The sequence below is a fragment of the [Clostridium] scindens genome, assembly GCF_019597925.1.
Classification (GTDB): domain Bacteria; phylum Bacillota; class Clostridia; order Lachnospirales; family Lachnospiraceae; genus Clostridium_AP.
Genome location: NZ_CP080442.1, coordinates 3,640,719 through 3,661,159, shown reverse-complemented (window position 1 = coordinate 3,661,159; position 20,441 = coordinate 3,640,719). Strand labels below are relative to the sequence as shown.

At 47.6% G+C, this 20,441-nt stretch carries 21 protein-coding genes; 19 read left to right on the top strand and 2 right to left on the bottom strand.

From position 1 onward, the window contains the following. The first annotated feature begins 5 nt into the window (after nt 1–5). The 11 genes from K0036_RS17610 to lysS all read left to right on the top strand — a co-directional run bounded on the left by K0036_RS17610 (nt 6) and on the right by lysS (nt 10,850). Nucleotides 6–647: a potassium channel family protein gene (locus K0036_RS17610; protein WP_025641393.1), complete on the top strand. Its 642-nt coding sequence runs from the start codon at nt 6–8 to the stop codon at nt 645–647. Nucleotides 648–662: 15 nt separating this feature from the next. Next, nucleotides 663–1,454, top strand: coding sequence for a TrmH family RNA methyltransferase (locus tag K0036_RS17605; protein WP_025641396.1), 792 nt, complete (start codon nt 663–665; stop codon nt 1,452–1,454). Nucleotides 1,455–1,529: 75 nt separating this feature from the next. Then, nucleotides 1,530–1,973 (top strand): NfeD family protein, encoded by a 444-nt coding sequence (locus tag K0036_RS17600; RefSeq protein ID WP_025641398.1) that lies wholly within the window; start codon nt 1,530–1,532, stop codon nt 1,971–1,973. Continuing rightward, nucleotides 1,967–2,908, top strand: a complete 942-nt coding sequence (locus K0036_RS17595) for an SPFH domain-containing protein (protein ID WP_004606508.1) — start codon at nt 1,967–1,969, stop codon at nt 2,906–2,908. Before K0036_RS17600 ends, K0036_RS17595 begins: the two co-directional genes overlap by 7 nt. Before the next feature lie 20 nt (nt 2,909–2,928). Continuing rightward, on the top strand, nt 2,929–5,022 hold the full coding sequence (argF, locus tag K0036_RS19610; RefSeq protein ID WP_081724505.1) for an ornithine carbamoyltransferase: 2,094 nt from the start codon (nt 2,929–2,931) through the stop codon (nt 5,020–5,022). A gap of 6 nt (nt 5,023–5,028) precedes the next feature. Next, complete coding sequence (locus tag K0036_RS17585; RefSeq protein ID WP_220430291.1) at nt 5,029–6,012, top strand: biotin--[acetyl-CoA-carboxylase] ligase; 984 nt, start codon at nt 5,029–5,031, stop codon at nt 6,010–6,012. Beyond that, the gene (locus K0036_RS17580) at nt 6,005–6,334 is read left to right on the top strand and encodes a DUF6145 family protein (protein ID WP_220430290.1); all 330 of its coding nucleotides are present in this window, start codon (nt 6,005–6,007) and stop codon (nt 6,332–6,334) included. Before K0036_RS17585 ends, K0036_RS17580 begins: the two co-directional genes overlap by 8 nt. An 11-nt stretch (nt 6,335–6,345) precedes the next feature. Beyond that, nucleotides 6,346–7,116 carry a type III pantothenate kinase gene (locus K0036_RS17575; RefSeq protein WP_025641411.1) on the top strand — a complete coding sequence of 257 codons (771 nt, stop codon included), beginning with the start codon at nt 6,346–6,348 and terminating at the stop codon, nt 7,114–7,116. A 130-nt stretch (nt 7,117–7,246) separates the two neighbouring features. After that, on the top strand, nt 7,247–8,203 hold the full coding sequence (gene dusB / locus K0036_RS17570; protein ID WP_220430289.1) for a tRNA dihydrouridine synthase DusB: 957 nt from the start codon (nt 7,247–7,249) through the stop codon (nt 8,201–8,203). 217 nt (nt 8,204–8,420) lie between these two features. Continuing rightward, nucleotides 8,421–8,903, top strand: coding sequence for a transcription elongation factor GreA (greA, locus tag K0036_RS17565; RefSeq protein ID WP_025641421.1), 483 nt, complete (start codon nt 8,421–8,423; stop codon nt 8,901–8,903). Nucleotides 8,904–8,912: 9 nt separating this feature from the next. Then, the gene (gene lysS, locus K0036_RS17560; RefSeq protein ID WP_420341578.1) at nt 8,913–10,850 is read left to right on the top strand and encodes a lysine--tRNA ligase; all 1,938 of its coding nucleotides are present in this window, start codon (nt 8,913–8,915) and stop codon (nt 10,848–10,850) included. Nucleotides 10,851–10,937: 87 nt separating this feature from the next. On the opposite strand, the gene K0036_RS17555 is transcribed toward lysS, so the two are convergent. After that, on the bottom strand, nt 10,938–11,456 hold the full coding sequence (locus K0036_RS17555; protein ID WP_220430287.1) for a hypothetical protein: 519 nt from the start codon (nt 11,454–11,456) through the stop codon (nt 10,938–10,940). Then, nucleotides 11,443–12,675 (bottom strand): helix-turn-helix domain-containing protein, encoded by a 1,233-nt coding sequence (locus tag K0036_RS17550; protein ID WP_220430286.1) that lies wholly within the window; start codon nt 12,673–12,675, stop codon nt 11,443–11,445. The genes K0036_RS17555 and K0036_RS17550 overlap by 14 nt, the downstream gene beginning before the upstream one ends. 254 nt (nt 12,676–12,929) lie before the next feature. On the opposite strand from K0036_RS17550, the gene K0036_RS17545 reads away from it, so the two are divergent. The 8 genes from K0036_RS17545 (at nt 12,930) to K0036_RS17510 (ending at nt 20,379) form a co-directional block, all read left to right on the top strand. Beyond that, nucleotides 12,930–14,867 carry an FAD-dependent oxidoreductase gene (locus K0036_RS17545; protein ID WP_220430285.1) on the top strand — a complete coding sequence of 646 codons (1,938 nt, stop codon included), beginning with the start codon at nt 12,930–12,932 and terminating at the stop codon, nt 14,865–14,867. Nucleotides 14,868–14,940: 73 nt separating this feature from the next. Next, nucleotides 14,941–15,252, top strand: coding sequence for a DUF3784 domain-containing protein (locus tag K0036_RS17540; protein WP_220430284.1), 312 nt, complete (start codon nt 14,941–14,943; stop codon nt 15,250–15,252). Nucleotides 15,253–15,396: 144 nt separating this feature from the next. Next, a complete protein-coding gene (locus tag K0036_RS17535) occupies nt 15,397–15,849 on the top strand; it encodes a helix-turn-helix transcriptional regulator (protein ID WP_025641637.1) in 453 nt (150 codons plus the stop codon). A gap of 140 nt (nt 15,850–15,989) precedes the next feature. Beyond that, nucleotides 15,990–16,499, top strand: a complete 510-nt coding sequence (locus K0036_RS17530; RefSeq protein WP_025641640.1) for an RNA polymerase sigma factor — start codon at nt 15,990–15,992, stop codon at nt 16,497–16,499. Next, on the top strand, nt 16,500–17,441 hold the full coding sequence (locus tag K0036_RS17525; RefSeq protein ID WP_025641643.1) for a zf-HC2 domain-containing protein: 942 nt from the start codon (nt 16,500–16,502) through the stop codon (nt 17,439–17,441). 24 nt (nt 17,442–17,465) lie between these two features. Further along, nucleotides 17,466–17,615 carry a hypothetical protein gene (locus K0036_RS17520; RefSeq protein WP_155855056.1) on the top strand — a complete coding sequence of 50 codons (150 nt, stop codon included), beginning with the start codon at nt 17,466–17,468 and terminating at the stop codon, nt 17,613–17,615. A 224-nt stretch (nt 17,616–17,839) separates the two neighbouring features. Next, entirely contained in the window at nt 17,840–18,559 is a 720-nt protein-coding gene (locus K0036_RS17515; RefSeq protein ID WP_220430283.1) for a hypothetical protein, read from the top strand. An 11-nt stretch (nt 18,560–18,570) separates the two neighbouring features. Then, a complete protein-coding gene (locus K0036_RS17510; RefSeq protein WP_162148324.1) occupies nt 18,571–20,379 on the top strand; it encodes a M14 family metallopeptidase in 1,809 nt (602 codons plus the stop codon). The last annotated feature ends 62 nt before the right edge of the window (nt 20,380–20,441 follow it).

Below are 20,441 nucleotides of genomic sequence, written 5' to 3'. Positions count from 1 at the left end.
ATTAAATGAAGAAGCAATATGCGGTATTTGGCCTTGGAAGCTTTGGAGAAAGTATAGCAGTGACTCTGCAGCGGCTGGGATGCGAAGTCGTGGCAGTAGATAATCATATGGAGAGGGTACAGGAGATTTCCGACTTGGTATCCTATGCCATGAAGGCAGATATTGGAGATGCGGATGTCATCCGCACTATGGGAGCCAGGAATCTGGACGGCGTCATCGTGGCGGTGGCAGATGATATGGAAGCCAGCGTTATGGCTACCCTGGTGTCTAAGGAGATGGGAGTGCCTTATGTGATGGCAAAGGCAAAGAATAAGCTGCATGCCACCATATTGGAAAAGATTGGCGCGGATGCGGTCATTTTCCCGGAAAAGGAGATGGGGGTACGAACAGCTAAGAATCTGGTATCAGCCAATTTTGCGGACTGGATTGCCTTGTCGTCCGAATACAGCATTATGGAGATTGCCGTTCCAAAAGACTGGGTAGGGAAGTCCCTGCAGGAACTGGATGTCAGGCGATCCCATGATGTAAACGTAGTGGGGATCAAAGTGGATGAGGATGTGGAAGTGAACCCGGATCCATTAAAGCCTCTGGAAGCAGGCATGGTCCTGATCCTGGTTGGCTCTAACGACGCGCTGGAACAGATATAGAAAGGACGGACAGCAATGATTACCAGTACCGCGAACGCCAAAGTCAAGCATTTGGCAAATCTGAGAAAAAAGAGGAAATTAAGGGATGAAGAAGGCGTATTTCTTGTAGAGGGAATTCGGATGTTCCGCGAAACGCCGAAAAGGCTTCTAAAAGAAGTTTATGCTTCGGAATCATTCTATAAAAAAGAGAAGCACATGACGGATGAGGCGCTAAAAGGCAGCGGCGCGCATCTTTTGATCCTGTCGGATACGGTTTTTGGCTATGTGTCGGATACGAAGACGCCTCAGGGAATCCTGTGCGTGGTCAGGCAGCTGGACTATAGCCTGGAAGAAGCGGCGGCAGGCAGGGCGGCACATATGATCGTGCTGAACCGGCTGCAGGATCCGGGTAATCTGGGAACCATACTGCGCACGGCGGAGGGCGCAGGCGTGACGGGAATCCTGCTGGATCAGGAATGCGTGGATATCTACAATCCGAAGACCATCCGCTCTACCATGGGATCCATTTACCGGATGCCGTTCTATTATTCGCAGGATTTGAAGAAGGATATCGGATATCTGAAGGCTAAAGGGATCTGCATCTACGCCGCGCATCTCAATGGCAGGCAGGATTATGACGAGGCTGATTATACGAAGCCTTGCGCGTTTTTGATAGGCAATGAAGGAAACGGGCTGGATGAGGAAATCGCGCAGCAGGCAGATACTTATATTAAAATTCCGATGGCAGGCCGGGTAGAGTCACTGAATGCGGCCATCGCCTCATCGGTTCTGATGTTTGAAGCCGCTCGGCAAAGAAGACATATGTAATTGCTTTATAACTTAAAGTATAGTAATATGGTAGAAAAGGAATACTATACTAATTAAGAAAAGAGAGGAAGGCTTATGCAGACAGTATATTGGTTGATATTATTCGTAATACTGCTGGTGATAGAGATCTTTACAATGGGGCTTACAACCATCTGGTTTGCAGGCGGAGCCCTGGTGGCATTTGTCACAGGCATTCTGGGGTTTGGCACGGTGGTACAGGTGATTGTCTTTATTGTAGTGTCACTGGTGCTGCTGATTGCCACGAGGCCGATCGCGGTGAAGTTTTTTAACCAGGAGAGGCAGAAGACGAATGCGGAAAGCCTGATCGGGCAGCAGGCGCTGGTACTGGAAGACATAGATACGCTTCAATCAAAAGGACGGGTCGAAGTCAACGGGCAGGAATGGTCGGCAAAGACGGATGACCTGGACGGCAAGATTGCAAAAAATACAGTTGTAGTAATTGAAGGGATTCAAGGCGTGAAACTAATAGTAAGAGCCAGAGAGGAGAAGACATGTTAGGATTAGGAGTAATTGGAATTGTTGTATTGATCATTGTTATTCTGGTACTGATCTCTTGTATCAGGATCGTCAGACAGGCGCAGGCGCTGGTTATTGAGAGGCTTGGAGCCTACCAGGCAACCTGGGGGACAGGGCTTCATTTTAAACTGCCGATCTTTGACCGTGTGGCAAGGAAGGTTGACTTAAAGGAGCAGGTCGTGGACTTTGCGCCGCAGCCGGTTATCACGAAGGATAACGTAACTATGAGAATTGACACGGTCGTTTTCTACCAGATCACAGACCCGAAGATGTTCTGCTATGGAGTTGCCAATCCGATTATGGCAATTGAGAACTTGACGGCAACTACCCTGCGTAATATCATCGGCGACCTGGAACTGGATCAGACGTTGACATCCAGAGAGACGATCAATACGAAGATGCGTGCATCTCTTGACGTTGCCACAGATCCATGGGGCATCAAGGTAAATCGTGTGGAACTTAAGAACATTATCCCGCCGGCAGCCATCCAGGATGCGATGGAGAAGCAGATGAAGGCTGAGCGTGAGCGTCGTGAGGCAATCCTTCGCGCAGAGGGCGAGAAGAAGTCTACCATCCTTGTTGCAGAAGGACACAAAGAGTCCGCGATTCTGGATGCGGAGGCTGAGAAGCAGGCAGCCATCCTTCGCGCGGAAGCGAAGAAAGAGGCTATGATCCGCGAGGCGGAAGGCGAGGCTGAGGCAATCATGAAGGTACAGCAGGCGAATGCCGATGGTATCCGATTCCTGAAGGATGCGGGAGCGGATCAGGCAGTCCTTACCATCAAGAGCCTGGAAGCATTTGAGAAAGCAGCTGACGGAAAGGCTACCAAGATCATCATCCCATCAGAGATACAGGGAATGGCGGGACTGGTAAAATCCTTGACCGAAGTTGGAGCAAAAGACGACAATCCGAACTAGCATGAAAGGGTGTGGGACTTATGAAGCCCATCATTGACATGTCAAAAGAATATGGCCTTGTATTTGACGGCGGGGGCGCCAGAGGCGCTTACCAGATAGGCGCGTGGAAAGCGCTTGTGGAAGCCGGAGTAAAGATCAATGCAGTGGCAGGAACCAGCGTGGGCGCATTAAATGGCGCCCTCGTTTGCATGGGAGACGTAGAAAAGGCGGAAGATATCTGGAGCAAGATGACATTTTCCACGGTCATGGATGTAGATGATGAATGGATGGAGCGCCTGTTCCATAAGCAGACTACAATCAAGGAGTTTCTGAATGAAGGCTGGAAGAGGCTGAAAGACGGAGGGATCGACATCACCCCGCTCCGAAACCTGATCCACGAAGTAATTGACGAGGATGCTATAAGAAAGAGCGGCAAGGAATTCTGCCTGCTGACCTTCTCGTTGTCTGATTTCAGGGAACTGGACTTGAGCGTGGAGGATATTCCGGAGGGCCTTCTGGAGGATTTCCTGCTGGCCAGCGCGTATCTCATCGGATTTAAAAATGAACGTCTCCACGGAAAGAAATATATCGATGGAGGCGTTATTAATAATGTGCCCTTAAGCTCCCTTGTGGGCAGGGGATACGAAAATGTCATCGAGATTCGGATCTATGGGCCTGGACGGGAGCCACGGGTCAAGATGCCTGAGAATGGAGTAAAATACGAAATTACTCCCCGGGTCAAGCTTGGCAGCATCATAGAATTTTCTGGAAAACGAAGCCGCCAGAATCTTCGAATCGGATATTTTGATGCCAAAAGGATGCTGTATGGCCTGGAAGGATTTATCTATTATCTGGAACAGACCCATGAAGATGAATACTACGAGGAACTGCTTGGAGGCATCAGGGAGATCGAAAAAGCGGAGATCGCATTTGTACTGAAACTGTCTCTTGGCTTCTCAGATAAGGAACTTTTTATGGGAATGCTGGAGGCCGCCGCGAAATTATTGCATATTCCCAAATATCAGATATACACAGTGGACGAATTATATGATATTGTATATAAGAAATACGAAACTTTACGAGATCAGATGAACCTTCCCAGGTTCGTACATGTATTAATAGGAGTAAGAGAGGGACGGAAAATGGACTTAAAAGGAAGAAACTTTTTGACGCTGAAGGATTTTACGCCGGAGGAGATTACATATCTTCTTGATCTGGCGGCAGACCTTAAGGAAAAAAAGAAGAACGGAGTATTAGTTGACCATTATAGAGGCATGAATGTTGCGCTGATCTTCGAAAAGACCAGCACCAGGACACGCTGTTCTTTTGAAGTGGCGGCCCATGACATGGGAATGGGGACTACCTATCTGGATCCCAGCGGTTCCCAGATTGGAAAGAAGGAAAGCATCGAGGATACGGCCCGCGTGCTTGGCAGAATGTACGACGGCATAGAGTATCGCGGATTCGGTCAGGAGATTGTGGAAGACCTTGCCAAATATGCAGGCGTTCCGGTATGGAACGGGCTTACCAACGAGTATCACCCTACGCAGATGCTGGCAGACCTACTAACAATCCGGGAGCATTTCGGAAGATTAAAGGGGATCAAGCTGGTATATATGGGAGATGCAAGGTACAACATGGGGAATTCCCTGATGATTGCCTGCGCTAAAATGGGGATGCACTTTGTGGCATGTACGACAAGGGCATATTTTCCAAATGAAGAATTAGTAGAGACGTGCAAAGGATACGCGAAGGAAAGCGGCGGCACGATCACTCTTACCGAAGATGTAGAGGAAGGCACCAGGAATGCTGACGTAATCTATACGGACGTGTGGGTATCCATGGGAGAGCCGGACGAGGTATGGGAAGAGAGAATCCGGGAACTGTCCCCTTATAAGGTGACGAAGAAGGTGATGGAGAATGCAGGAGAAGACGCGATCTTCCTGCACTGCCTGCCGGCATTCCATGACCTTAAGACGAAGATTGGCAAGGAAATTGAAGAAAAGTATGGCATCAGCGATATGGAAGTGACGGATGAAGTGTTTGAATCTGCCCAGTCCAAAGTATTCGATGAGGCTGAAAATCGGATGCATACCATCAAGGCAGTCATGGTTGCGACATTAGGAGAAAGATAGATTTATATGAAGTCAGAGATATTGCGCTTGCTAAAGTCAAGCGATACTTACTTGTCCGGGCAGCAGATATGCGAACAGTTCCAGGTATCGCGCACGGCTGTGTGGAAGGTTATGGAACAACTGAAAAAAGAAGGATATCAGATTGAGGCGGTACGCAATAAAGGGTACCGCCTTGTAGATAGTCCGGATGTGATGTCAAAGGCGGAGATTGAGAGCCTGATCAGCACAAAATGGGCAGGAAGGCATGTGGTCTACTACGATGAGACGGATTCTACCAATACCCGTGCCAAAGAACTGGGGGAAAAGGGGGCAGAACACGGGACTCTGGTCATTGCCGACAGGCAGAATGCAGGCAAGGGGCGCAGAGGCCGATCTTGGGAGTCGCCGGAAGGAACCAGCATCTATATGACCATTTTACTCCGCCCTGATATGATGCCGGTTAAGGCGCCGCAGATGACGCTTCTGATGGCCATTGCAGCCACAAAGGGCATAGGCCAGGTGGCGGGACTGGAGGCCAGGATTAAGTGGCCCAATGATATTGTGAGCCTGAGCGGAAAGAAACTCTGCGGCATCCTAACGGAGATGAGTGCGGAGATTGACTATATTAACTATGTAGTCATTGGGATCGGCGTCAATGTGAATCAGGATTCATTTCCGCAGGAGATCAAGGAGCGGGCGACCTCCCTTTGCCTGGAATTAGGGCATAAGGTACAGCGGTCGCAGCTGATCGCGGCGATTATGGAAAGTTTTGAAGAATGCTATGAGAAGTTCATGGAGACCGAGGACCTATCCGGGCTGATGGAAGCGTACAATTCTCTTCTGGTAAATAGAGGAAGGGAAGTCAAGATTCTGGAGCCGGGCCATGAATATGAGGCCGTCGCCATGGGAATCAACGAGACGGGAGAACTGATCGTAAAGACGGCTGATGGACAGGAGAAAGAGATATTTGCAGGAGAAGTATCGGTCAGAGGAGTATATGGATATGTATGATGGAAAAGTAGTGCTGTGCGGCGCCAATTCTTATGAAGAAAAATATTATCTGAATCCGGATTTTGAGCAGCTGCCGGATACGGTGAAGAATGAACTTAAGATTATGTGCGTTCTCTACGTTCATGACGTGGGAGGCATTCTGACACTGGCATATGAAGAAGACGGCGAACTTTGCTTCGAGGTTACTTCCGAAGAAGGGGATCCGATGTTCGACGAGATCGGGAGCCGGCTTAAGATAAAGGAACTGCAGAAGGAGAAGCAGGAATTGCTTCAGGCGCTGCAGGTTTATTACAAAGTATTCTTCCTTGGGGAAGAAGTATAGGAGGACAAGACATGCTGTTAGTAATAGATGTAGGGAATACAAATATCACGCTTGGCGCATTCCGGGGAGATGAGCTCCTTGGAACATACCGTATGACGACAAAGCAGCCAAGGACATCCGATGAATACGGAATAACGCTGAAAGAACTGGTGGAGCACCAAGGGGTGTCGAGTACGGATATCAATGCGGTCATCATCGCGTCGGTAGTGCCGGATGTGATGCATTCGCTGGGCAGCGCGATTATCAAATATTTCGGTGTCAAGCCGATCGTGGTATCGGCAGGAATCAAGACGGGCATCCGCATCGTGACGGAGAATCCAAGACAAGTCGGATCGGATCGGATCGTGGATGCAGTCGCAGCATATACCCTTCACGGTGGACCGGTTATCGTGGTGGACTTCGGAACTGCCACAACATACGATCTCGTGGGGCAGGATGGAACCTTCGAAGCCGCTGTTACGGCGCCGGGCATCCGGACCTCCGCCCAGGCGATGTGGGGACAGGCAGCCATGCTCCCGGCAATCGAGATTAAGAAGCCGGAGTCCATCCTTGCCAAAGAGACCATCTCCAGCATGCAGGCCGGGCTGGTCTACGGGCAGATCGGACAGACAGAGTACATCATCAACCGCATGAAGAAAGAATCCGGCTATCCGGAGGCAAAGGTGGTTGCGACAGGAGGTCTTGGCAAGATCATAGCGCCGGAGACGAATGTGATTGATGTGTATGACTCTCAGCTGACGCTGAAAGGCCTGCGGATTATTTATGAAAAGAACCGGCGGTAGGTAAGTTGACACGTAACATTTTTGCGATGAGCACGTAACACTTTTCAAAAGTGTTACGTGCTCATCGCAAAAATGTTACGTGTCAACTTGCAAAACTGGTGTGTAAAATTGACTCAAGGGGTGTGCAAAATTGAACATAGGTAATGTGAAACTGGAAAATCCATATATTCTGGCTCCCATGGCGGGAGTGACCGACCTGCCGTTTCGCCTGCTGTGCAAGGAGCAGGGAGCCGGGCTTCTGTGTATGGAGATGATCAGCGCCAAGGCGCTGCAGTATAAGAACAAGAATACAAAAGCGCTGCTCTCCATTCACCCGAAGGAGTATCCCGTATCTCTCCAGCTTTTCGGGTCCGATCCCTATATCATCAGCGAGATGGCGAAGCAGATTGAGGAACTTCCCTTCCAGATACTGGACATCAATATGGGATGTCCGGTTCCGAAGGTGGTAAAGAACGGGGAAGGCTCCGCGCTTATGAAGAATCCGAGATTGGTATATGACATCGTCTCCCAGACCGCGAAGGCCATCCGCAAGCCGGTGACGGTAAAGATTCGGAAGGGATTTGATGATTCCTGCATTAACGCGGTGGAGATCGCCCGCGTCATCGAGGAGGCAGGCGGCGCGGCAGTGGCAGTCCATGGGAGGACCAGGGAGGAATATTATTCCGGCAAGGCCGACTGGGAGATCATCCGGCAGGTGAAGGAGGCCGTCTCCATCCCGGTGATCGGCAACGGGGATGTGACTTCCGGAGAAAGGGCTCTGGCAATGCGGGAGCAGACCGGATGCGACGGCGTGATGATCGGAAGAGGCGCGCAGGGCAACCCGTGGATATTCCGGGAACTTGTGGGATATGAAAGAACAGGCGCGCTTCCGCCCAGGCCTTCCAAGCAGGAGATTAAGGACACTATGCTCCGCCATGCAAGGCTGCAGATCGAGTTCAAAGGAAACTACCTGGGGATCCGCGAGATGAGAAAACATGTAGCATGGTATACAAAAGGAATGGCGGGCTCGGCAAAACTGAGGGATGAGATTAATAAGGCAGAGTCATATGAGGAATTGGAAGAACTTTTAAATGCCAGAATCCGATAGGATTTGGATAATAAAAAAGACCTGTCCTACATATACTTAACCAATGCAGAATCCCGCAGTGAAAAATGTTGACATGACCGCCGGCTTTATGTATAATAATGGAATTGTGAAAGTGTCTTTATTTTACGGATAGACAGAGCAAGGGATTTTACATTTTAGAACGTATTTTAATAAATGGCAACGGAAGAAAGTATGAGAAAGAAAGGAAACGAGACACATGGAAGCAAAGAAAAGATTACTTACTTATGCAGGCTTAAAGGCGCTGGAAGACGAACTGGAAAACTTAAAGGTAGTAAAGCGTAAGGAAGTTGCCCAGAAGATTAAGGAAGCCAGGGAACAAGGAGATTTGTCCGAGAACGCAGAGTATGATGCGGCAAAAGACGAGCAGCGCGATATCGAGGCGCGTATTGAGGAACTGGAAGGCATCCTTAAGAATGCAGAAGTAGTTGTAGAAGACGAAGTAGATTACGATAAAATCAATGTTGGATGCACGGTCAAAGTGTTTGACAAGACATTTGACGAAGAGATGGAATTTAAGATTGTGGGCTCCACAGAGGCAAACAGCCTGGAAGGCAAGATATCCAATGAATCTCCGGTAGGCCAGGCACTGATTGGCTGCAAAGTTGGAGATACCGTGGAAGTAGAGACCCAGGCCGGCGTAATGGAATATGAAGTATTAGACATTAGCCGTTCCTTATAATAGATACAGATGGAAGGAGAAGGTAACGTGGCTGAACAGGAGAAGAAAGTACAGGAACCAGATTTAAACCAGTTAAGAAAGGTCCGTCGTGAGAAATTGGCAGATCTTCAGGCAAATGGAAAAGATCCATTCCTGATTACAAAGTATGACGTGACCGCTCACGCAGCAGAGATTAAAGATAACTATGAGACGATGGAAGGAAAGCAGGTATCCGTAGCCGGACGTATCATGCAGAAGCGCGTGATGGGCAAGGCTTCTTTCTGCAATATCCTTGACCAGAGCGGAAATATCCAGTCTTATGTTGCAAGAGACAGCGTTGGGGAGGATTCATATAAAGACTTCAAGAAATTGGATATCGGCGATATCGTAGGAATTGAAGGAGAAGTGTTCAAGACGAAGACTGGAGAGATCTCGATTCACGCGTCTGCTGTAAACCTGTTGTCCAAGAGCCTTCAGATTCTTCCGGAGAAATATCATGGCCTGACGAATACGGATATGCGCTATCGTCAGAGATATGTAGACCTGATTATGAATACGGAATCAAGAGATACGTTTATCAAGCGTTCCAGAATCGTAAGCGCGATCCGCAGATATCTGGATGGACAGGGCTTCCTGGAAGTAGAGACCCCGATGTTGGTAAGCAACGCGGGCGGTGCGGCAGCAAGACCGTTCGAAACGCACTTCAATGCGCTGGACGAAGATTTCAAGCTTCGCATTTCTTTAGAGTTATACCTGAAGAGGCTGATCGTAGGCGGGCTTGAGAGAGTGTATGAAATTGGCCGCGTGTTCCGTAATGAAGGATTGGATACCAGGCATAATCCGGAATTTACATTGATGGAGCTGTACCAGGCATATACCGATTATAATGGAATGATGGATCTGACAGAGAACCTGTACCGCCATGTGGCGCAGGAGGTCTTAGGAACCACCGTCATCACCTACAATGGCGTAGAGATGGATCTCGGAAAGCCATTCGAGAGAATTACGATGATAGATGCGGTTAAGAAATATGCAGGCGTTGACTGGAATGAAGTCAGCACATTGGAAGAAGCAAGAGCGCTGGCAGACAAGCATCATGTGGAGTATGAGGACAGGCATAAGAAGGGCGACATCCTAAGCCTCTTCTTTGAAGAGTTCGCGGAAGAGCACCTGATTCAGCCGACATTCGTTATGGACCATCCAATCGAGATCTCCCCGCTCACCAAGAAAAAGCCGGAAGATCCGAACTATGTAGAGCGTTTCGAATTCTTCATGAATGGCTGGGAGATGGCAAATGCTTACTCAGAGCTCAATGACCCGATCGATCAGAGAGAACGCTTCAAGGCGCAGGAAGAACTGCTGGCGCAAGGCGATGAAGAAGCCAACACGACGGACGAAGACTTCCTGAATGCGCTGGAGATCGGCATGCCTCCGACAGGCGGCATAGGATTCGGCATCGACAGGATGTGCATGCTGATGACAGATTCAGCGGCCATCAGAGACGTGCTGCTATTCCCGACCATGAAATCTCTCGGTGGCAGCGATGCTTCCAAGAAAGCAGAAAAGACAGTGGAAAAAGCACCTGAGAAAATTGATTTTTCCAACGTGGAGATCGAGCCGCTGTTCAAGGACTTTGTAGACTTTGAAACTTTCAGCAAGTCTGATTTCAGGGCTGTGAAAGTAAAAGAATGTACGGCAGTGCCAAAGAGCAAGAAACTTCTGAAATTCGTCCTGGATGATGGAACAGAAGAAGAACGTGTGATCTTAAGCGGAATCCACGAGTATTACGAGCCAGAGGAACTGGCTGGCAAGACGCTGATCGCTATCACCAATCTTCCACCAAGGCCGATGATGGGAATCGATTCCTGCGGTATGATCATCAGCGCCGTACACAACGAAAGCGGGGAAGAAAAACTTCACCTTCTGATGGTGGACGACCACATCCCGGCAGGCGCTAAGCTTTACTAATCGAATACGAACTTTGCATATAGGCAAAGAAAAATTTTAATAAGAGAACGGGACTATCAGGAAAAGGATAGTCCCGTTTTTTCTGCTTTATTTCTGTAAAAGACAGCGGTTAAACAGCCCAAAGAATTCAAAGAGCAGGATGCTCTGCAGCTGAGGCTTTGCGTAGATCTCCATCTTATTTAGCAGAGTCGCCACCATTTCCTGCTGGCTTTCGGGGAAATGGCACATACAGGATGCATCCGTCCAGTCTACGTATTTGAAATCGGCGCCGGGGATCGTCAGCATGAAATGGTAGGTCGTGCACGGAATGGAACATTGGTATAATTCCAAAACAGAACCGTCAGACGGCTCAATGCAAAAAAACGCATAAAGATGTATCAGATAGCAATTCCCCTTGTTAAGAGGCATAGCCTGATTGTTGACCTTGATCTGCCCGCATCCGTCCAAAACATAGATCATAGTGATGCCATGATAATTCTCATAGCTGCTGGGATATGCCATTGTCTTATGCCGGATATTCGCCGCTTCCGGCAGGTACTGCGGACGTATGAAATTACGGCTTGCCCAGAGCGGATGCTCGTAGTTGCCTGGTTTATTCTGGGGCATGTTCCTTTGCCTCCTTTCGATATTGAGAGGGAGTGACCCCGTAAAGCTGCTTGAAGAATCTGGTGAATGTGTGGGGAGAATTGAAGCCGGCTTCTATTGCCACATCGCATACATGCATATCGCTTACCGTCAAAAGACTTTCTGCATATCTCATCCGGAAAGACCTCACGTATTTATTAAATGATACGGTATTGCCATGAAAGCAGCGGATCGAGTTCTCAATTGCCGAGACCGGAAGAAAAAGCGCTTCCGCACAACTCTTCACGGTGATGGGAGACTGGAAATTTTCACATACATATCGGCTGATCTCTACTAGTGTCTGGTTGGTTGTCTGGATACTGCAATTGCACAAGACGGATAATTTCCGTTTGTTCTCTTCGGGAGTACATTTTTTTTGACTTTCAAAGGTCCGATAAAAACTGCTCAGGCTTGCAAACCCGGAATATTTGGCGATCTCTTTTATGGTGAGATTCCGAAGGAAAATGGTACAGGCAGTAGAAATCTTTGCGCGGTGCAGGACGTTCTGAAAACTTTCCCCGCAGAATTTCTGCAATTCAATATACAAATACTGGTGGCTGACGGAAAAGCGTCTGGCAACAGAAGCAGCACTGTCAATGGTAGAACTATGGCTAAACAGGTGCGTCAGCACGCGTGCGCCTAGAATACGTCCGTCATCCAAATGCGCGGAAAGATCCGATTTTACAGGCGGAACATAAAAATAGTAGAGATAAAGAAGTTCCTGACGCAGGCACAGCTGCAAGTAATGACGGAAGGGAAGAGCGCTCTCGCTTTCTCTCCGGTAACTTTCGAATATCGTCTGAACCTCGTCATAAAGTTCGCTGCTTAACTGTTTGCATGGACAAAGATTATAGATCAAAGCAGAGCGTTCCGGCGTCTTTTGAGAAATGATATCCATATATCCATTTTCGCATGTAATCAGGATGATCGCGTCCATTTCCAAAGGATGCCCCAGATCCGGCAATATGCGGAAAATATGTATTTCATGTAGCATGCAGATGCTCCCGCAGGACAAAGGGTACATCTTGCCATTGATATCAATGCGTCCGCTGCCGGATTTGATAAAAAGGACGACGGATTCATCTTCCCAGAATCTGGGACTATCTTCCGAAAAGGTATAATGTTGTATCTTGCCAAACTTTGCCTCGATATGATCTGTAAATAGCGAAACAGGCCTTGGCAGTAAAGGTGTTGTTATCATGATTTTCATCTCCGTTTGTGTTGCTTACATAGTACCATTTTCAGGCCTGTCCCGCAAGGAAATCCGCGCTTGATATTTCAGATATAGGAATGATATGAGGAAAAATGTACATCAATATGAAACGAAAGACAAGAAATATGAATGTTTAGGCGGAATAAAGAACGTATCACTGCTCATGATGACCTATTTCTATATGTTAATATTTTATTTAACAATTCTGATGTGAGTAGAGTTTTAATAGAGAGGTGGATAACATGAATTTATTTGATGAAGTAACGATTGGCGGCGTAACGCTTAAGAACCGGCTGGTAGTTGCGCCTATGGGCGTCGTACGTGATACGGACGGCGGCATGTCAAAGCAGCAGGCAGACTATCTGGTCGAGCGTGCGAAAGGTGGATTTGGACTTATTTATCCTGCGGCGGTGACGATCACCGATAACTGGGAGAGCCCCCTTTATTCCGGCGGGCATCTTACAACGCCGTCTCATAGGATGAGGCTTAAGAAATTTGTGGATGAGGCCCACAAGTATGGCGCGAAGGTAGCGATTCAGCTGAGCCCGGGATATGGCAGGGTTCATGCAGGTCCTCCAGGCGTTACGAATCATATATCTTCCAGTGAAAATACGGTCTTCGCGGCGCCGGATCATAGATGCCATGCTTTGACGGTAGAGGAAATCAAAGGAATCATGCAGGAGGCAGAAAGAAGCGCAGGATATGCGGCGGATGCTGGCGTGGATATTATTGAGATCCATTCCTATGGAGGCTATCTGATCGATCAGTTTATGTCAAAAATGTGGAATCATAGAACCGATGAATATGGCGGAAGCCTGGAGAACAGGCTTCGCTTCTTCCGTGAGTTTGTAGAAGCAGTCCGTAAGGGCGTGGGGCCCGAGTTTCCAATATCCGTAAAATATACGCCGGTACATACCGTCCCGGACGGGCGCACCTTCGAAGATGAAGGAATCGAAATAGCAAAGATTATGGATGGCATGGGATTTATCTACATGCATCTGGACTGTGGCTGCTATGAAGTATGGAATCAGGCGGTTCCCAGCGCATATGACAGAGAAGGAAGCCAGCTTTTTGTGGCCGAGCGTCTGCGTAAAGAGGGAATCAGGCTTCCCTTCCTTGTTCAGGGAAAACTGAACAATCCGAATGTGGCAAGGCAGGTGGTCGAGTCCGGCACGGCGGAACTCGTTGCGCTGGGGCATCAGTCGCTGGCGGATCCATACTGGCCCGAAAAAGTAAAAGAAGGACGCTATCAGGACATCAATTACTGCATCTGCTGCAATGAATGCGTATTTTCGGTAAAATGCAGCGTGAATCCTGTGCTTTTCCATGAGAAAGAGTACCAGTTGAAAGTACCGGAAAAACTGCGGAAAATCCTTGTAGTCGGCGGAGGCCCGGGAGGCCTGTATACGGCTGCTCTGGCCGCGAAGCAAGGACACGATGTAACCCTCTGGGAAAAAGAGTTTCAATTGGGAGGCCTGGCAAATGCGGCGGCGGGCCCTGACTTTAAGTTTGACGTTCGGCGCTATATTGATCATCTGATCGCCGATGTATACCAGAGTGGCGTGAAGGTGCGTTTTAAGGAGGCAACGCCGGAAAATATCGACGCGTTCGGCGCGGATATCGTGATCCTTGCTGCCGGCGCGAAGGCCGCAATACCGCCGATACCTGGCATTGGGAATAAGAAGGTGATACCGGCGTTTGACCTTCTTGCGAAGAATGTGCCAACCGGGCAGGACATAGTAATCCTGGGCGGAGGCCACGTAGGATGCGAGGCGGCTCTTGATCTGACGAATCAGGGAAAGCATGTTACCATCGTAGAATTCCTCGACCGTATTCTCGCAGCGCCTATGCCGAATAATACGAGAATTGCACTTACGTCCGCGATCGCAAATTCCGGCGCCAAGTGCCTGGTAAAGACGAAACTTCTGGAAATTACAGAGGATGGCGTGAAAGTGGAAGGCTCGGAGGGGGAAAGAGAGATTCCGTGCGATCATGTCATTATCGCTGTGGGCTACAAGGCAGAGCAGTCTCTGAAAGATGCCCTTACAAATAAGCCATATAAAGTGTTTGGCATTGGCGACTATAATGGCGGGGGACAGATCATGCAGGCGGTGGAAGAGGGATTCCAGCTGATCCGGCATCTGGATGATTCTATGGAAGTGAAGCAGGCTGAGGAATAAATTTTCCCCAATTTATATCGGAATTTCTATTGGTTGTGGTAGAATGGAAATGATGAGAGGTGAAGATGATAGCATGTTTGAATTAATTTTGCTGCTGGCTGTCGGAGGCCTGTTTCTATGGATGGGTTACAGAATATGGATCAAGGAACAGATAACCTTGATTCATGACTACCACTACACAAAAGTAAAGAAAGAAGACCGGAAGCCCTACACAGAGAAAATGGGCAAGGCAATGCTGGTCATGGGAGCGGGCATATGCCTGACTGGTGTGATAAATCAGATAACGCATACAGGGTATGGGTGGATTGCCTTTGGAATCTGTTTCATAGGCGGCCTGATTATGATGGTTTCCGCACAGATCAAATATAACCATGGCATATTTTAGAGCGGGCAAGGCAAGGAGGCAAGAGGCGTGGGTATCTGCCGCTAATCCGGCTGTTACCAGAGCGGAAACATATAAGACGCAAATAGTTCTTTTCAAATGGGAAAGGATGCTTTATTGTTGAAGGTGACAGGAGGTTGAGACAATATGGCATTGGGCGAGAACATTAAGAAATTAAGAGAGGAAAATAATCTTACGCAGCAGCAGCTTGCCGATAGGCTGTACGTTTCCCGGCAGACCGTCTGCCGATGGGAAAGTGGAGCGAGGTGTCCGGATCTGATCATGGCGAAGAAACTGGCAATGGAATTTGGCAGAACGCTGGATGATCTTATTTCGGATGAAGATATCGATAATCCGGATTTGAAACTACCATACTGGCACGGGCAGGGATATGCCAGGAAAAAGACGCTTTTGGGGCTTCGAAAAAAAGTATTTGGCTTTATAGAATTAATTGGAGGGATATTCCTTCTAATCTCTGTTTTTCTAAGAACCCAGCTGGAGATGCATGTACCGGCGTGGGGGACGATCTTATGCGTGGCAGTGATGGGAAGCGCGACGATCCTTTACCTGATCATTACGCGGCAATTAAAACGGTTATAATATACCTGGCTGTAGAAAGAGATTGCTAAGAGGGCAGTCTCTTTTTTTGGATATAAAAAAGAAATAAAAAGATTTGCAAAATTTGTAACGAATCTAAGATCTCAATGTCTAATGCATGTATGGAAAGGGGGAATGAGTTCTTGCAGTTCGAGGATGTATATAAGCATTACCATCATGATGTATATTGTTTCTTGCTATCCATGAGCAGGAATCCGCAGGTAGCGGATGAACTGACGCAGGAAACATTCTACCGGGCGCTGAAAGGCATACGCAAGTTCAAAGGGGAAAGTTCCCTGAAGACGTGGCTATGCCAGATTGCGAAGAACACCTATCTGTCCTATGTGGATAAGCAGAAAGTTTATGCTGAAAACGAGGTAAGCCAGGACATTCTGACATCTGACCAGATGAGCAAAAGCATGGAGCACGAAAATGCGGAAGCCATCTATATAAAAAAGGAGCAGAAACTTTCCATATACAGGCTGCTTCATTCCCTGGAAGAACCCTACAAAGAGGTCTTTACCTTGAGGGCGATCGGCGATCTGTCGTTTAAGGAGATTGGCGAGATATTCGATCGGAAAGAGGGATGGGCCAGAGTCACATATCATCGGGCAAAGTTAAAAATCAGGGAATTGATGAAGGAGGGATCATAAATGGATAAAAAGATATGCGCAGTTGTTCAGGACCTCTTAGTGCTCTATGAAGACGATGTACTAAAGGAAGAAAGCAAGAAGATGGTGGAGGAGCATATCCGCACTTGCGAGGAGTGCAGAAGGATATATGAACACGCCAAAGAACTGCCTGACATCGAGGATATTAAGGAGAAATCAGAAGAAGAGCAGGAAGCCGAAGCAATCAGAATCATGAAGAGGGCGTCCAAGCCGGGAGTCTCTTTTAAAAAGGCTTGTATTGTAGCGCTAGTACTGTTTGTGGCGGTGATATCGGACATCATTTTTGGATATCTGACAGACACCCATGGCGTCATCGATTATTTGAGAAAGGTTCCTGCAAGCAGCCTGCAAGTAGAAGAATTATACCAGCTGTCCAACGGGGATATCTACTGTACCTTAAAATCCAGTGAAAAGCTTACGGAGTCGTCGATCACAGAGATAAAGCATTTGATCGAACGAAATACAGAAGACGCGGATCTGACCTATGCCCAGAGAATCAGCTATACGCGTAATTTCATATGGGGCGCTCTGGGATATCGGGAGGTTACCTTTGTATTTTCGACTGAGGAGACAGAAATATCCAGTAAGACCGGAAAGGAGTATCTATATCGATGCCCCAGAATCGAGGTGATCGGAAAAAATGACAAGGATAAGCTGACGATCTGGAAAAAAGGGCAGGAAACCAGGAAGGCGCCGGAAGAGATTGAAAGAAAAGCAGTCATAGAATATCTGAAAAACGGGAAGCTTCAGAAAGCGTTTACCCTGTCGCAGAAGGCAGGAATCGATGTCGAGGAATGTATAGCAGAACTAGAGAAAACGAATGCGGTAGATGAGTTTGAATGCTTCGCGGAAGGCGACTATTATGAGACTTGGGGAACGGAAAATACGGACCTGGTAATGAACTATAAACTAAGTGAAGAGTAAGGTTTGACGAAAGGAGAATGAGTCATGAAAAAATTTCTGAAAAAATACTATATGCTTTTATTTATTATAGCACTATTCTTTATAGGATACTTTTTTGGTATTGGCTATGGTCCGCTGCTGGCACTGCTTGCCGTCAGCTACAGCCTGCATTCCTATAACCAGTCGCATAAGTAGTGACAAGCATGATTGACAAAAAATCCACAATATGGTAAAATCAAAGTGTCAGACAATAATAAAATATTAAGAAAATAAACAATTAAAATAGAATATAAAGTTCAAAAAATCAGAACAATATATGAAATGAGTGATAAGTAACAATGAAGAGAGAAAAGTTTATCAAAAAAAGAAGGTGGTTAATTAGCATAATACTAACTCTGTTTTTGGCAATGGTTCTGGCCATGGAGCAAGCGGAGATAGTTTTTGCAAAAGAGGGAAAGAATGTAACGCAGAATTGGGCAGCAGCGGCGGTTTTTTATGATACCCAGGCAGATGAAACAGAAACATTTCACATGACTGAGGAAGAATTTCTTGCGTGCAAGACAGATCTGGAGGCTCGATTGGTATATGCGTACAGCGCTTGCCTTAACAGCCTGCCGGATGCAGAAAGGAGAGCTCTGGAGGATGCGCAGAAGGCGTGGCTTGACTGTTACTATTCTTACATCAGCGCGCTGGAACAGAAATGGCTGGGACCTGTGAAGATTTTTTTTGGAGTTACCGGAAAAGAGAGGCGCACGAATGTATACAGGGAGATTGTCCTGCTGATGCTGACCAACCGGATTACGGACTTGGAGGAATGGAATGCAGGTGAATTTGTCAGGATGGAGGATGACTTTATTCTGACGAAGGAAAGCGAACTGACAAAGGGAAAGGAGGAGCTGCAGGTAGACATGGGGCTATGCCTCTATGTCATTCAAGAAGAATACAGACCCAAGATTAAAGAAGCACACCGAAAGTTTTTTGCATTTTTAGAAAGTAATGAGAAATTCATCTCATTGGTTACCGATGGCAACGAGACGATAATTACGGCAGAAGGATTGCTGCAGGTGCAAAGAATGAGTTATCTGACCAGCGTCCACTATCAGGGGTGCCGTTTTTTCCGTCGGGAACGGGAAGAATGAAAGGGAAAAGTATGAAAAAAATAATATCAATAATTCTGGTGATGGCTATGGGCGTATTTCTCGCAGCCTGTTCGACGCAGAAAAAGGAGGATTCTGCTGACAAGACAGTGAAATTAGAAGAATTGAAGACGCCGGCTGAAGAAAGCGAGTGGGAAAGAACGACTTCCTCCAAAGAGGTTCTGGAGTATTGCAAGACCGTTGCTGATAACAGCGGCGGCCGTATCATTCTGGATGATACAACATTTAAGACGGAAGCGGGCACGCCGATTCCGTATATGATTATCAGTGATAAGGCACCCAAAGGACCGGATGAGGTCGATGAGGACAAAGGGGTGGTCTATGTTAACTGTAATATTCATTCCGGCGAGGTGGAAGGCAAAGAGGCGATGATGATATTTGCCCGGGAAGTGGCTCAGGGCAAACATGATGACCTCTTGAAAGATCTGGTCGTTGTGATTGTTCCGAACAGTAACCCGGATGGCAATGATGATCTGGGAAAGAATCGAATTGAGACTCAGTTTACTCCTAAAATGGTAGGAACCCGTACAGAGGGAAACGGACTGAATGTGAACCGTGATATGACGAAACTGGAAACTGCCTGCGGACGGACTATTGTCCAGCTGATGAATGACTGGAATCCGATACTTTTTATTGATGCCCATGCTACGGATGGCTCTTATATGCGCCATGCAGTAACATATAACTGGGGGCTGAATGCAGGTACCGATCCGGAACTTCTGGAGTATAACCGGGATGTATTCTGTTCCCGTGCCCTGCGCAAAGGCTCTTATCTGGAATCCAAGGATAAAGTAGCTGTTCCTTACGGAAACTGGGGATACTATTACAGCGGAATCGTAGATGAAGGCTGGCGTACCTTTGAAGATTATGCCAGATATACTACCAATTATGCGGGCCTGCGCAACCGTCTTGCCCTGCTTTTGGAGGTATATTCCTATGACAAATTCCCTGTGCGCGTGGAAACACAGTATGAGTGCATCTACGGCGCGCTGAAGGTGGTTGCAAAAGATAAGGATGAGATTAAGGAAATGATCGCCGCGGCAGACGCGCGTTCTAAGGACCGCGCTAAGAATGGCATTGATCCCGAGCGCGATATCGTAGCCTTGAATTCTGAGATGACGCCAATGCCTTTTGAAGGGAAAGACAAGCTTACCGTTCTGTCGTACGAGACGGATGAAGAAGGGCAGGTTATAGGAACCAGGCTATATGATGAAGAAGGCGATCCATACGATATCGAATATGGAAAGCCTGTTGACTATGAGACGGAGTACTGGGGCACATTCGTACCAACGGATGTGGAAACTATGGGCGCTTACTATTTGATTGACAATGATTGTAAGGAGTTTGCCGATCTTATGAAATTCCACGGCGTGGAAATGACCGAGCTAAAGGAAGATATTACTTTGAATGCGGAAGACTATCTGCACTATAATATCCAGTCTTATACAAGCGGCGGCGCTGTGATTGACGGTACGGCCCGCGACGAGTATGAAGGGCATTATCAGACGCTTGTAACAGGCGAGTGGGCGAATGGGGATAAGTCCATTGTGATTCCTGCCGGTACCTATGTGATATCGACGGCTCAGCGCTTCGGCTCCTTTGCAGCCCTGATGTGCGAGCCTGCCGCTGTTGACGGAGGCGTGGCCTGGAATTACTTTGATAATTATTTTGACAGCAAGGATGGCACGTTCCGTGCGAACTACAGCAATACCGTAACGGCAGAGGCTGGCTCTGAGAAGGAAAGGACGGAGGAAATCTCTGTTCCGATACTTAAGATTCCAAAGTTTGATACGATCAAATGAAACGGTATGCTTTTTGAGGCTGGCGCTTGACGAAAGAGAAAATGATGATATATTAGACTTAT

What these genes read in the sequence shown, in the direction of transcription:
- greA (WP_025641421.1), top strand. Translation starts at nt 8,421, where the DNA reads ATGGAAGCAAAGAAAAGATTACTTACTTATGCAGGCTTAAAGGCGCTG.
- K0036_RS17540 (WP_220430284.1), top strand. Translation starts at nt 14,941, where the DNA reads ATGTTTGAATTAATTTTGCTGCTGGCTGTCGGAGGCCTGTTTCTATGG.
- K0036_RS17555 (WP_220430287.1), bottom strand. Translation starts at nt 11,456, where the DNA reads ATGCCCCAGAATAAACCAGGCAACTACGAGCATCCGCTCTGGGCAAGC.
- K0036_RS17515 (WP_220430283.1), top strand. Translation starts at nt 17,840, where the DNA reads ATGGAGCAAGCGGAGATAGTTTTTGCAAAAGAGGGAAAGAATGTAACG.
- K0036_RS17610 (WP_025641393.1), top strand. Translation starts at nt 6, where the DNA reads ATGAAGAAGCAATATGCGGTATTTGGCCTTGGAAGCTTTGGAGAAAGT.
- K0036_RS17535 (WP_025641637.1), top strand. Translation starts at nt 15,397, where the DNA reads ATGGCATTGGGCGAGAACATTAAGAAATTAAGAGAGGAAAATAATCTT.
- K0036_RS17585 (WP_220430291.1), top strand. Translation starts at nt 5,029, where the DNA reads ATGAAGTCAGAGATATTGCGCTTGCTAAAGTCAAGCGATACTTACTTG.
- K0036_RS17525 (WP_025641643.1), top strand. Translation starts at nt 16,500, where the DNA reads ATGGATAAAAAGATATGCGCAGTTGTTCAGGACCTCTTAGTGCTCTAT.
- K0036_RS17545 (WP_220430285.1), top strand. Translation starts at nt 12,930, where the DNA reads ATGAATTTATTTGATGAAGTAACGATTGGCGGCGTAACGCTTAAGAAC.
- K0036_RS17595 (WP_004606508.1), top strand. Translation starts at nt 1,967, where the DNA reads ATGTTAGGATTAGGAGTAATTGGAATTGTTGTATTGATCATTGTTATT.
- K0036_RS17580 (WP_220430290.1), top strand. Translation starts at nt 6,005, where the DNA reads ATGTATGATGGAAAAGTAGTGCTGTGCGGCGCCAATTCTTATGAAGAA.
- K0036_RS17510 (WP_162148324.1), top strand. Translation starts at nt 18,571, where the DNA reads ATGAAAAAAATAATATCAATAATTCTGGTGATGGCTATGGGCGTATTT.
- lysS (WP_420341578.1), top strand. Translation starts at nt 8,913, where the DNA reads ATGGAAGGAGAAGGTAACGTGGCTGAACAGGAGAAGAAAGTACAGGAA.
- K0036_RS17520 (WP_155855056.1), top strand. Translation starts at nt 17,466, where the DNA reads ATGAAAAAATTTCTGAAAAAATACTATATGCTTTTATTTATTATAGCA.
- K0036_RS17600 (WP_025641398.1), top strand. Translation starts at nt 1,530, where the DNA reads ATGCAGACAGTATATTGGTTGATATTATTCGTAATACTGCTGGTGATA.
- K0036_RS17575 (WP_025641411.1), top strand. Translation starts at nt 6,346, where the DNA reads ATGCTGTTAGTAATAGATGTAGGGAATACAAATATCACGCTTGGCGCA.
- K0036_RS17605 (WP_025641396.1), top strand. Translation starts at nt 663, where the DNA reads ATGATTACCAGTACCGCGAACGCCAAAGTCAAGCATTTGGCAAATCTG.
- argF (WP_081724505.1), top strand. Translation starts at nt 2,929, where the DNA reads ATGAAGCCCATCATTGACATGTCAAAAGAATATGGCCTTGTATTTGAC.
- K0036_RS17550 (WP_220430286.1), bottom strand. Translation starts at nt 12,675, where the DNA reads ATGATAACAACACCTTTACTGCCAAGGCCTGTTTCGCTATTTACAGAT.